Raw genomic sequence first — 12,272 nt, 5'->3', positions numbered from 1 at the left:
AACTTAAAGAAGGAAAAAATATAGCAATGCGTATTGGAATAAATGGATTTGGTCGTATAGGAAGGCTGGCACTCCGTGCAGCTTGGGAATGGCCAGAACTAGAGTTTGTTCACATTAATGAAATTAAAGGAGGTACGGCAGCAGCGGCACATTTACTCAAGTTTGATTCTGTACATGGCAAATGGTCCCTGGACGTAGAAGCAGCAGGGGAGCAAGTAATAATTGATGGTAAACCTCTCAGTTTCAGTGAATATTCCGAACCAGGTGAAGTACCTTGGGAAAAACTTGGTGTGGATATTGTATTAGAATGTTCTGGCAAGTTTAGAACTAAAAGTACTCTAGAACCTTACTTTCAAAATGGTGTAAAAAAGGTTATTGTTGCCGCGCCAGTTAAAGAAGAAGCTTTAAATGTAGTTATGGGCGTCAATGATAATTTGTATGACCCCGAAAAACATCATTTACTTACAGCAGCTTCTTGTACCACAAATTGTTTGGCTCCAGTGGTTAAAGTCATTCATGAAGGATTAGGAATTAAACATGGAGTTATTACTACTATTCATGACAATACTAACACTCAGATTATTGTTGATGCACCTCATAAAGATTTGCGTCGTGCCAGAGCTACAAGTCTATCACTAATTCCTACTACAACTGGATCGGCAACAGCGATCGGACTAATTTATCCGGAACTTAACGGTAAGTTGAATGGTTTAGCAGTACGAGTTCCTCTATTGAATGCTTCTTTGACAGACTGTGTCTTTGAAGTAGTTCGTCCTACCACAGTAGTTGAAATTAATAGCTTGCTCAAAACTGCATCTGAAACACCACCACTTAAAGGAATTTTGGGTTATGAAGAACGTCCTTTAGTTTCTATTGACTATAAAGATGACCCCCGGTCTTCTATTATTGATGCTCTTTCAACAATGGTAGTAGATGAAACTCAAGTGAAAATTTTGGCTTGGTATGATAATGAGTGGGGTTATGCTAACCGTATGGTAGAGCTAGCTCGAAAAGTTGTTGTAAGTTGGAAATCTGGTTTGAGTTTCTAATGATTTAGATCTCTTCAGAATTGAAGGTTTAATTTTAGGAAATTGGTTGCAATAGTTTAAATTCATTAAAATTATGGTTTCTACTACAAGTGCTAGTTTAAGAAATTATGCCCTAGTAACTCTTGCCTACTGGGGTTTCACCATTACTGATGGTGCTTTGCGAATGTTGGTGCTACTTTACTTCTACAAAATTGGTTATACTCCTCTAGAAATAGCCTTTTTATTCTTATTCTATGAAGTTTTTGGCATCTTTACTAATTTTTTCGGTGGTTGGATAGGTTCACAACTTGGATTAAGAGTGACTCTGTACAGTGGTATTGGGTTACAGATTTTTGCCCTAATTATGCTTTCATGGGTAAACCTAGGTTGGGTACAGTGGTTAGCTGTGTTTTATGTAATGGTAGCACAGGCATTTTCTGGAATTGCTAAAGATTTAACTAAAATGAGCTCTAAAAGTGCTATTAGGTTAGTTGTACCCCAAGATGCTCAGTCCTCTCTATTTAAGTGGGTAGCTGTGTTAACTGGTTCCAAGAATGCTCTTAAAGGGGCTGGTTTTTTTGTAGGTAGTGCGCTACTGTCATTATTTGGATTTGTCAATGCTCTGTGGATAATGGCGGGAGGACTATTTTTGATTATGTTAACTGGCTTAATTCTACCAAAAAACATGGGCAAAATTAAGAGGAAGGTCAAGTTTAAAGAACTTTTTTCTAAAAGTCAGGAAATTAATATTCTTTCTGGTGCTCGCTTCTTTTTATTTGGTTCGCGAGATGTCTGGTTTGTAGTAGGGTTACCTGTTTTTCTGCAAGGTACTTTGGGTTGGTCTTTTTATGAAGTTGGTGGTTTTATGGCTTGTTGGGTCATAGGTTATGGTATTATTCAATCTTTAGCACCGACTCTTATACAGAAATTTGGTTCTGGTAAGCCTCCACAATCAAAAACTATCCAATTTTGGACGTTTACATTGACTGCTGTTCCTTGCGTGATCGCTCTGGCATTACAATTAGGTTTACCTGCTAATTTGGTAGTTGTTGGTGGTTTAATGTTGTTTGGTATAGTATTTGCTTTTAATTCTGCTGTTCATTCCTACCTGGTATTGGCATTTACTGATGATGACAAAGTAGCTCTAAATGTTGGTTTCTACTATATGGCTAATTCCGGTGGTCGTCTTGCAGGTACAGTTTTATCGGGGTTAGTTTATCAAATATTTGGTTTGGTTGGTTGTCTGTGGGTATCCATGTTATTTGTATTAGGAGCAGCTTTAGTTTCTCTAAAGTTACCGGAGGCTAAACCTAGTAAAGCTATAGCTTGGCAAGCTGGGTCTGGAGATTAATTTATCTATGGTTGAATATTTGGAGGCTGAATATCTACGAGAAGGTAAAGAAAGTGACCAGTTTAGATTTGTTACTATCTAGAATAACTTTATAGTAGTTTTCATTTTGGTAAATCACTGTAGGGGCTTTCTGGCAAAAAAAACCCTACAGGATTTTAGTTCTGATATCAGGTGATCAATCTGAAAAGCTAATAATAGAGTTGTTTGGTGTGGGAAATTTTAAAATATTCAAAGGTCTACTCTTAATGGTTTTTAGTATTTCAGGATTCAAAAGCAGGCTTAAACCTGAACCTATTTTGGGCTTAAGCCATTTTTTTCCGTTAATTCTCAACGACTCTAATGGGTTTGAGTTGAATTCAAACTCACACCTTGGCAATTACTAAGTATAAATTTTGTTTTGAGATAAAAAAAGTAAAGTATGATAGGATTATATAAAAAAATGCAATTATCAGAATGAAAAAATTATATTAGAATATAGACTTATGAATGAAATATTGAAATGAATAATGTTTTTCCTACTACTCCCCTGAGAAAGTTGCATGAAAAGCTCTACCTACTCCCTGCTATATTAAACTACGTCCATGACTTAACGCATATTTTAAAAGTGCTTTATATTTTTTATCACTGATACTATAAGCTCCAAATCTTTCCAAGTGAGGGTTATTCATCTGAGCATCAAAAAGAACAAACTTTCGCTTTCGCAGTCGCTCCACCAACTTTACCATCGCCACCTTTGACCCTTCTGGAATATTGTAAAACATTGACTCTCCAATAAAAGCACTCCCAATGACAATTCCTAAAATTCCACCGGCAAGTTCATCTCCTTGCCAAGTCTCAAAACTATAAGCATATCCCACTTTATTTAAATTTTTGTAAATCTGCTTTAGTTCTTCAGAGATCCAAGTTGTTTCTCTAGCTGCACAACCCTTGACTACAGCTTCAAAATCTCGATTAACAGCAACAGTAAAACGATTTTGATTAATTGCACGACGTAGTGACCGTGGATAGCGAAATCTTTCATCCAAAGGAATTAAAGTTCGCTGATAACTACTATACCACCCCAAGCTATCTTCTTCATCATTTGCCATGAGGAAGTAGCCCTGAGCATATCCTTGTATAATTGAATTAATACTATCTTCTATCATAGAAATACTATCAACAATTTACTATATAAACTTTCAAATTATGCTAGAACCAATCAAAGCAGTTACCTTACCAACGGCACAAAACCCCCAAGAAGAGGGCCAATGGTTGAAAACTTCCTTACATAAATGGCTCAATCAAGAATTTATTCCCGAAAAAGTGAATGAAGATATTGCCAACAGAGCAGCTCAAATATTTGTTCGCCACCGTATGGAAGGGGAGAATGATTTAGGATCATTAGTAATTGCTATTGTTACAGAAATGCAAGCTTTTGACTTTTCCCAAAGTTTTTATGGGGAGTTTGCGATCGCTAATGCTGTTAGTGATTTACTATTAGATAGTCTAGGAATAGAACGTTGTTGTGGGCAATAGAAAATTCAAAGTTTCAATTTCCGGACTTGCCCATCAAAACAAGAAACCAGGTTTATTCACCTAATTATTGTTTTTCATTCTTTCGAAACTTTGTCTTTCAGCCCTGTTGGGTAAGCCCTAAGTCTATTGCTTCAGGGAAGTTTTTGCCTTTAATTAGGGGTTTTATCTCAAACCCCTATGGGTGGCCAGAAAGGTAGAAACTACCAGCTAGACTTCACAACTCCTGGCAATAAACCTTCATGGGCCATTTCTCGGATGACATTACGAGAGAGTCCAAAATCCCGATAAAATCCTCTTGGACGTCCAGTTAACCAACAACGATTCCTAACACGACTAGGAGCACTGTTACGAGGTAGTCTCTGAATTTGACGATGAAGTTCTATTTTCTGCTCTAAATCTTCTGCCTTCATAAATTGCTCTTTGAGTTCTCGACGTTTCTCGGCATATTTTTCTACTAATTTTTTGCGTTTTTTCTCACGCTCGATCATACTTTTTTTAGCCATGATTAATTACCTTATTCCTCCAAAATAATTAGTATTTTTAATTTTAGCTTATTTACCCAATATATTATAATACCATAATTTTTTTGATTACTCAATTTTTTACTCTACAACCGTTGGACATAAATCAGCCAATAAACATTGATTGCAGGCAGGATTTTTGGCTTTACAAATTGCCCGACCATGATAAATTAATCGTATTGACCAGTTTTCCCAATCAGGCTGAGGTATCAACTCCATTAAGTCTCGCTCAATTTTAACTGGGTTGGAATGCTCGGTTAAACCCAACCTTTGACTTAAGCGTTTAACATGAGTATCTACTGTTACCCCGACAATAATTCCGTAGCCATGAGCTAAAACAACATTAGCTGTTTTCCTCGCTACTCCTGGTAATTGCAAAAGTTGTTCCATTTGCTTGGGAACGTGAGAATTGAACTTATCAATAATCATTTGGCAAGCACTTTGAATATTTTTAGCTTTATTGCGATAAAATCCTGTGGAACGGACTAAATTTTCTAGTTCTTCAAGATCTGCATTTGCCAGTGCTAGAGCATCCGGGAACTTTTTAAATAGAGCGGGTGTAACCTTATTAACTCGTTCATCAGTACATTGAGCGGAAAGAATAGTAGCTACAAGTAACTGGACGGGGGTTTTATAAGTGAGAGTACAAGTCGCATCTGGATAGAGATCCTTGAGACGAATGAGTAATTCTAACGATCGCTGTCGCTTCAGTGAATGTTTACGAGTTGTTACCATTGTCAGGAATGGAGAAGGAACAGGAAGAAAGTACGGTATGTCAATATTTAATGGTTTGTCAGTGACAGTATCTTGCTCCCGTAGGTAAATATTATGCCTATGGTGTAGATAAAACGCTTATATTATTAATATTTCAACCATTAAAGTGGTTTTCATAATTAGCATACCACGGTAGGGATTTTCCATGGAACATTCCTGCTGGGTTTTGGTTTTGAGCTGAGATAATTATATCTCAAAATTGCTGTATATTTGTGTAGTAGTCAACAAAATCATCAAAACCTTAGCTATTAATATTTTTAATCTTTGAATTTTATAGCACTACACAAATAAAGCCCAGAAGTTTATAAATGCTCAAATTTACTTATCATGACTTATAACTTCTGATTTATGACTTCTGTGTAGTGCTATTATTTCTACGCTTATCTCTGAAAAATTGAACGCACACCATCTAAATTAGCAGTATCCCGAATTATCAGGAATACTCCTAGACCTAATAACAATACCAAACCAGTTTGCATGACATTTTCTTGGATACGAAGTGGTAAAGGTTTACCTCTAACTCCCTCGATCACTAGAAATGCTAATTGACCACCATCTAAAGCAGGCAAAGGCAAAATATTAATCACTGCCAAATTAATACTAATTAATGCGCCAAATTTAAACAGTTCACCCACGTTATCCTGAGCAATTTTTGCTCCCATGTCTACAATGGCAACAGGTCCTGCTAGTTTCCCTGCAGTCTGACTGAAATTACTAATAAGCTGCCAAAAACCACGAACTGTCAATATAACTATTTTTTGAAATTCTTCAGCACCAATGCTCAAAGCTTTAAAAACATTTTTCGTAGGATATCTAACTATTTCTCCATTGGAAATTAGTTGTACACCGATACGACCTTTGCTATCATCTCCTAATTCTGGTGTAACTTCAAGAAATATTTTTTCTTCTTGACGCTGAATTTCCATCTTCAAAGTTCTATTGGGATTATTTTGAATAGTTGCTACCAAGGTGCTAATAGCTTTTTTGTTGGCACCTAATTGTTGGTTATCAACTGACAAAATAATATCATTTGCCTTAATGCCTGCGCGAGCGGCAGCAGAACTAACACTTGTAGCAACTTCTGGCACTTTGACTCCAGGTGCATAGTTAAAATCTGCTACACCAATAATACCTACTTGAGTAACTAAGAGAAAATAAGCAAATATTAGGTTAGCAATTACTCCTGCACTGAGAACGATCGCTCGATCTAAAATTGGGCGGTTGCGTAATAGGTCTGGATCGTCTTTGGGTATTTTGCTGTCTGGGTCATCATCGGGAAAACCGACAAAACCTCCTAAGGGAAAACCTCGAAGTGCATATTCAGTTTGTGGGCCTTGGTATTTCCAGATGACCGGGCCAAACCCGATGGAAAAACGGTTAACATGGATGTTTTGAAGTCGAGCTGCCATAAAATGGCCTAACTCGTGAACTACAATTAGAATACCTAAAACTGCGATCGCTAGCAATACGGACATGAGTTATTCCTATTAAACTTCCTACTATAAACGGTTAAAATTTTATTATACATTAATTCATCTCAAGTTGAGTTAATTCTAATAAATTAAGTAATAAATAAGGTATATGGTTTATCATAAAATATAAGGTCTATCTATCTTATAGCTCAACCCCTTCTACGGGCTTTAATATAAAAAGGTGGTAGTGCTCAAGATTTATGAATAGAGGAGTAAAAGTTACTGTTGTTGATCTATGCTGACCTGTTCAAAGTGTGAATCTTCAAAAACTGTCAAAAATAGTCATATTTATAATGTTAAGCAGCGGTTTAAGGGCAGCAGTGCCGGAAAAATTTTGCAAAACCCTACTCAGAAACTTATTGACTAAGCTACTTTTGTGCATTGGGGGTAGCTTTGCAGGAGGTAGGCTTGCATACACTAATTTTTTTGTGGCGTTAAGTGCTGTTTTACCTAGTAAAAGATATCAAGCAGTAGGAAAAGAAAAAGGAAAGATTTCTTGGCATTGAAAGATTCAATAATACTTTAAGATAAAGGGTATGCAGGCTAGTACAAAAAAACTTTGCCTTTTGTGTCGTTTGTGGAAAATAATATTGGTACAATTTGGTATTTCATTCATCAGTATGATCAATTATTACTTGTTTAGCACTATCAAAATTTCTAGTTTGAGGCAAAGAGTGAAAGCAGCTTAACTCCTGCTAGGAATTCCCTCTGTTCCATAAATTTCAGCTATCACGATAAACGAGCATATCTTATAATTCATCTGAGTTTTCTGGTTAATGGTTGGCGATCGCTCTTCCAAAGGTCTCTCCTATGGTTTCGTTGGTCGAAGGCAATAAAAAATGTTCTGCCAATTCTAACTAGGTGCGAGTGACTTGAGATTAAAAAACAGGTTAATACCTTCGGTTTTTTGTATTGATTTTGCTAATGGTTATTGATGGAAATTTATTTAGTTTGTTATGTTGGTATAAATACTTTGTTTATTTATAAGTGTAAGATATAATTATACTACGTTTTTTAATAAAAGTCAAGGCCTGGCTACAGAAAATTATTTAGGTAAGTTGGATTTTATCTATCCTAAAACTGGGAGGGATGAATTGCTTGAGGTGACTCTAATATGATCTTAGTCCTGATCATAGTTACTACTTTTATAGAGTATCTAGACCTTTTATATATTTGTTGGTTCGTAATTACTTTATTACTTTACGAAGAAAAGGCCATCTGGAAATCTTGATGGTTAGGATTATGTTATTTTAGTTAGTCTGAAGTTTTCTTATTTTAAGTTTTTGCATATAATGTTTAGAAAATTAAAATAATTTGGGACATCTTTCATGGAGTTTATGGAACTGGCTTTAATAGTTATCCGGCTTTAATAGTTATCCTAAGTAAATGTTGAAGTTAAGAACTTATGGTTCTTACTTACTGTTGATTTACTTTTACTCTTAAGATGCTTTTTTTTTACAAAAATCTATTCCTCAGAATTGTTCCGCTATCTTTGACTCTGGGATATTTTGGGGTTGATATTTCATCGGCGATCGCTCAACTTCAACCAGATAATACATTGGGAGAAGAAAATTCTGTCGTCACACCGAATATCAATATTAAAGGGATAGAAAGCGATCGCATAGATGGCGGGGCCCAAAGAGGGGCCAACCTATTCCACAGTTTTCAAGAATTCAACATTCAACAGGGACGAGGGGTTTACTTTAGCAACCCTGATGGAGTTCAAAATATCCTGACTCGGGTCACAGGAAACAATGGCTCTAACATATTAGGAACCTTGGGTGTAGATGGAAAAGCTGATTTATTTTTCATTAACCCCAATGGCATAATCTTTGGGCCAGAAGCTAAATTAGATGTCCAAGGTTCATTCTATGGAGCTACTGCCGATAGTATCTTATTTAAAAATGGATTTGAATTTGCTAGTTCAGACCCTCAAGCGCCCCCACTACTGACAGTTAATGTTCCCATTGGGTTGAGGTTGCCCGAAAACCCTGGTAGTATTTTGGTTGAGGGTCAAGGTCATAACATAAATTTTTATCTAAACCCAAAAGACGGAATAGCAAGATTAGAAAAAGAGGACAGGAATCTAGGGTTGGAAGTTTCCCAAGGCCAAACCTTAGGGTTAGTTGGTGGTGATATATTTTTGAGGGGAGGAAACCTCACATCAATTGGAGGACGTGTTGAATTAGGAAGTGTTCACAATGGGGTAGTAGGAATCACGAAAGACCAAACCCTTAGCTATGATCCAAACCTGAAATTTGGCCAAATTCTAATATCTGAAGAGAGTTCTATAGATGTAAGTGGAAGTGGAAGAGTTGAGTTTCAAATTCAAGGAGAAGAGATAAAAGTGCGAGATGCTTCAATAATAGTAGGAGAGATTAAAGGCGATGAAGGTGGGGGGGCTTCAATTCTTAAAGCATCTAAGTCTATTATAATAGAAGGTAGAATACCTTTTGAGAATAATATTACATCATCATTCAACGTGTCTTTATTTTCTGATAAGCTCGAAGCAGGAGAAGCTTTAAACATTAATAAGACTAACAGTGCTATTATTCTTATCACTTACGGTAAGGGAAATGTCGGGGAGTTGACGGTAGAAACAGAAAGTTTAACGCTGGATCCTGGAGCGTTTATTTCTACGACTACTTTGGGTCAGGGAAATGGAGGGAATTTAACAGTGTTTGCTAAAGACATAGAAATGAATGGTGGGGACTTTTTCGGTGGTTTGGTTAGTGTTAGTGTTGATCAAGGTAACGGAGGGAATTTAACGGTGAAAGCTGCAGAAAGTTTAACGCTGCAAGATGGAGCCATTATTTCTACGACTACTTTGAGTCAGGGAAATGCAGGGAATTTAACAGTGTCTGCTAGAGATATACTCATTGGTTATTCTACTATGTTGTCTGCAGAAACTTTGGGTCAAGGTAACGGAGGGAATTTAACGGTGAAAGCTGCAGAAAGTTTAACGCTGCAAGATGGAGCTTTTATTTCTACCAAGACTTCTGGTCAGGGAAATGCAGGGAATTTAATAGTCTCTGCTAGAGATATAGAAATAATAGGCAAATCTCCTGATGGTAAATCCTTCAGTAGCTTAACCGCAGAAGCAAAAAAAGAATCAACAGGAGCAGCAGGAACCATAACCATCAACACCGAAACCCTCAACCTCCGGAACGAAGCCGAAATTATAGTCACCTCTGCTACCCAACAAGCTGCAGGTGACTTAATAATAAACAGCAACAACATCCGCCTCGAAAACCAAGCTAGCCTCAAAGCTGAAACCAAAGCAGGTGAAGGCAGCATTACCATCAATAATAATAAAGACCTCATCCTGCGTAACAACAGCAACATCACCACTAATTCTGAAGGCACGGCTACTGGAGGTAATATTACCATTAATACGGAAAACCTAGTTGCCCCAGACAACAGCGACATCTCTGCTAATGCTGTCGAGGCATTTGGAGGCCGAGTCAACATCACCGCAGCCGGCATATTCGGCACAGAATTCCGTACTGAAGCAACAGACAAAAGCGACATCACCGCCACCTCAGAATTAGGAGCTTCATTCAGTGGAGAAGTCAATATCAACACCCCCGATGTAGATCCTAGTGACGGACTGATAGAATTTGAGGATACCGTCCCAGATATCTCCAACCTCCTCGACCAAAACCCTTGCCGACAAGGACAAAAAAGCAAATTCATCATTACAGGAAGAGGCGGCTTACCACCAACTCTCGAAGAACCCTTGGCTCCCACCTACGTCTGGCAAGACTCAGAAACCTCAGTTACTCCTCCACCAGCTATCACTCCATCAGAGCAAGAGTTCATTGAAGCACAAGGTTGGAGCTCTAATTCTCAAGGTATTGAACTGATCACTGACCCCGAAACTGCTACTCCCACCTCCCCTTGGTTAATACCTCCCAACTGCGAACAATTAGACACCTTTGAACCCCCACCCTATCTACTCGCAAGCAGTAAGGGAAATATTCCCACCTCAACTTCTGAACCTCTAAAAGTTACTATCAAACAATTCAACTTTGAGGGTAACACAAAATTTAGCAACCAAGAGCTACAACAACAACTCACACCTTATCTAAATAAACCCATTACCTTTGCTCAACTCATAGCAGCACGCACTGCCATTACAAAATATTATACCAAAAACAACTACATCACATCGGGAGCATTTATTCCTCCCCAAACTATGGCTGAAAATGGCACAGTCACCCTCCGAGTAGTGGAAGGAAAAGTTGGTGAAATCAATGTCAATATCCAAGGTAGATTAAATGAAAATTATATCAAAAGTCGGTTAGAAAAAGCCACCACGGCTCCTCTGAATCAAGAAAAGTTGTTGTCTGCCCTACAAATATTACAAATAGACCCTTTAGTCAAAACTCTATCTGCGGAACTTTCATCCGGAGTCCGCCCAGATACAAGTAGGTTAGACATAAGAATAGAAACAGCTAACCCCTGGCAAATAGAAACTATCAGTAATAATGGCAGGGCACCAAGTGTGGGAACATTCAGGCGAGGGGTAGAGGTAGACCATAGAAATGTTACAGGTATTGGAGACAGTTTAAGTGCTCTCTATACTAATACTGATGGCAGCGATATGGTAGAAGTATCTTATGCTATTCCTGTGAACTCCAGTAATGGTCGTATCGAACTATTTTATCGCCACAGAGATAATAAGGTGGTAGAATCACCTTTTGAAAGACTTGATATTGAGTCAAATTCAAATACTTACAAGTTATCATTTAGTCAACCAATAATGCAAACACCCTGGCAAACTTTAAGTTTGGGTTTATCTGCAATAAAGCGAGATAGTCAAACTTCTATATTAGGAGAGAATTATCCATTATCTGAGGGTGCTGATAAAAATGGGGAAACGAAGTTATCAATTTTGCAGCTTTTCCAAGATTATGAACTACGGGGAAAAAATCAAGTTTTGGCGTTTCATTCTCAGTTGAATGTAGGGTTGGGAATATTGGATGCTACAAAGAATAGTAATGAACCAGATGGTCGATTTTTTTATTGGCGGGGTCAAGGACAATGGGTGCGTGAGTTAGGCAAAAATACTTTGTTGTTGATGGGAGCAGATCTACAGTTATCTCCATCTGATTTGGTGCCTCAGGAAAGGTTTGGTTTAGGGGGTTATCGAAACGTGAGAGCTTATCGTCAGGATACTCGCTTGACAGATAATGGAGCGTTAGGAACAGTGGAGTTGCGGTTGCCCGTGCCCTGGATATCTGGAAAAAATAGATTATTTCAGGTAGTGCCGTTTATTGATGGGGGGGTAGCATGGAATAGTGATAGTAAAGAGGAGGAAGGAAGTAAGGCTTTGGCGGCGGCCGGGGTGGGGTTGCAGGTAAATTTATGGGAGAAGATAAATATGCGCTTAGATTATGGAATTCCTTTAGTGGATGTGGACTCGCGAGATAAAACGGCTCAGGAGGAAGGGTTTTATTTTTCTTTTTCTACTACTCCTTTTTCTTTTTGAGCAGGGAGGTAAACTGACGGGATGAAGCTTAGGTAAGTATGACACACCAGTTGAAAGTAGTTGAAAGTAGTTCCGAAAGTAGAACGAAGTGAAACCCAACACACCCTTTATTGTTTA

The 12,272-nt window shown here is 37.9% G+C and carries 9 protein-coding genes; 5 read left to right on the top strand and 4 right to left on the bottom strand.

Annotation, left to right across the window (positions count from 1 at the left end):
* Positions 1-26: 26 nt before the first annotated feature.
* A complete protein-coding gene (locus TERY_RS15695) occupies positions 27-1,049 on the top strand; it encodes an ArsJ-associated glyceraldehyde-3-phosphate dehydrogenase (RefSeq protein ID WP_011612731.1) in 1,023 nt (340 codons plus the stop codon).
* Positions 1,050-1,122: 73 nt separating this feature from the next.
* A complete protein-coding gene (arsJ, locus tag TERY_RS15690) occupies positions 1,123-2,379 on the top strand; it encodes an organoarsenical effux MFS transporter ArsJ (protein ID WP_011612730.1) in 1,257 nt (418 codons plus the stop codon).
* A 563-nt stretch (positions 2,380-2,942) separates the two neighbouring features.
* Here arsJ and aat read toward each other — a convergent pair.
* The gene (gene aat / locus TERY_RS15685) at positions 2,943-3,524 is read right to left on the bottom strand and encodes a leucyl/phenylalanyl-tRNA--protein transferase (RefSeq protein WP_011612729.1); all 582 of its coding nucleotides are present in this window, start codon (positions 3,522-3,524) and stop codon (positions 2,943-2,945) included.
* Between the two features lie 40 nt (positions 3,525-3,564).
* Between aat and TERY_RS15680 the strand changes: the two genes are divergently transcribed.
* The gene (locus tag TERY_RS15680) at positions 3,565-3,894 is read left to right on the top strand and encodes a hypothetical protein (RefSeq protein ID WP_011612728.1); all 330 of its coding nucleotides are present in this window, start codon (positions 3,565-3,567) and stop codon (positions 3,892-3,894) included.
* 200 nt (positions 3,895-4,094) lie between these two features.
* Here the strand turns inward: TERY_RS15680 and rpsN are convergent, their stop codons facing one another.
* The 3 genes from rpsN to rseP form a co-directional block, all read right to left on the bottom strand.
* Positions 4,095-4,397: a 30S ribosomal protein S14 gene (gene rpsN, locus TERY_RS15675; RefSeq protein ID WP_011612727.1), complete on the bottom strand. Its 303-nt coding sequence runs from the start codon at positions 4,395-4,397 to the stop codon at positions 4,095-4,097.
* 99 nt (positions 4,398-4,496) lie between these two features.
* Positions 4,497-5,150, bottom strand: a complete 654-nt coding sequence (gene nth / locus TERY_RS15670; RefSeq protein ID WP_011612726.1) for an endonuclease III — start codon at positions 5,148-5,150, stop codon at positions 4,497-4,499.
* A gap of 419 nt (positions 5,151-5,569) precedes the next feature.
* On the bottom strand, positions 5,570-6,664 hold the full coding sequence (rseP, locus tag TERY_RS15665; RefSeq protein ID WP_011612725.1) for an RIP metalloprotease RseP: 1,095 nt from the start codon (positions 6,662-6,664) through the stop codon (positions 5,570-5,572).
* A gap of 290 nt (positions 6,665-6,954) precedes the next feature.
* On the opposite strand from rseP, the gene TERY_RS30890 reads away from it, so the two are divergent.
* Positions 6,955-7,167, top strand: a complete 213-nt coding sequence (locus TERY_RS30890) for a hypothetical protein (RefSeq protein ID WP_044136861.1) — start codon at positions 6,955-6,957, stop codon at positions 7,165-7,167.
* A 986-nt stretch (positions 7,168-8,153) separates the two neighbouring features.
* The gene (locus TERY_RS25515) at positions 8,154-12,155 is read left to right on the top strand and encodes a filamentous hemagglutinin N-terminal domain-containing protein (protein WP_052845818.1); all 4,002 of its coding nucleotides are present in this window, start codon (positions 8,154-8,156) and stop codon (positions 12,153-12,155) included.
* The last annotated feature ends 117 nt before the right edge of the window (positions 12,156-12,272 follow it).

Source organism: Trichodesmium erythraeum IMS101 (assembly GCF_000014265.1).
In the GTDB taxonomy this organism is placed as follows: domain Bacteria; phylum Cyanobacteriota; class Cyanobacteriia; order Cyanobacteriales; family Microcoleaceae; genus Trichodesmium; species Trichodesmium erythraeum.
Note: the sequence above shows the minus strand (reverse complement) of the source record. Positions and strands in the feature narration are given on the sequence as shown.

What these genes read in the sequence shown, in the direction of transcription:
- nth (WP_011612726.1), bottom strand. Translation starts at nt 5,150, where the DNA reads ATGGTAACAACTCGTAAACATTCACTGAAGCGACAGCGATCGTTAGAA.
- arsJ (WP_011612730.1), top strand. Translation starts at nt 1,123, where the DNA reads ATGGTTTCTACTACAAGTGCTAGTTTAAGAAATTATGCCCTAGTAACT.
- TERY_RS15680 (WP_011612728.1), top strand. Translation starts at nt 3,565, where the DNA reads ATGCTAGAACCAATCAAAGCAGTTACCTTACCAACGGCACAAAACCCC.
- TERY_RS30890 (WP_044136861.1), top strand. Translation starts at nt 6,955, where the DNA reads ATGTTAAGCAGCGGTTTAAGGGCAGCAGTGCCGGAAAAATTTTGCAAA.
- TERY_RS15695 (WP_011612731.1), top strand. Translation starts at nt 27, where the DNA reads ATGCGTATTGGAATAAATGGATTTGGTCGTATAGGAAGGCTGGCACTC.
- rseP (WP_011612725.1), bottom strand. Translation starts at nt 6,664, where the DNA reads ATGTCCGTATTGCTAGCGATCGCAGTTTTAGGTATTCTAATTGTAGTT.
- rpsN (WP_011612727.1), bottom strand. Translation starts at nt 4,397, where the DNA reads ATGGCTAAAAAAAGTATGATCGAGCGTGAGAAAAAACGCAAAAAATTA.
- aat (WP_011612729.1), bottom strand. Translation starts at nt 3,524, where the DNA reads ATGATAGAAGATAGTATTAATTCAATTATACAAGGATATGCTCAGGGC.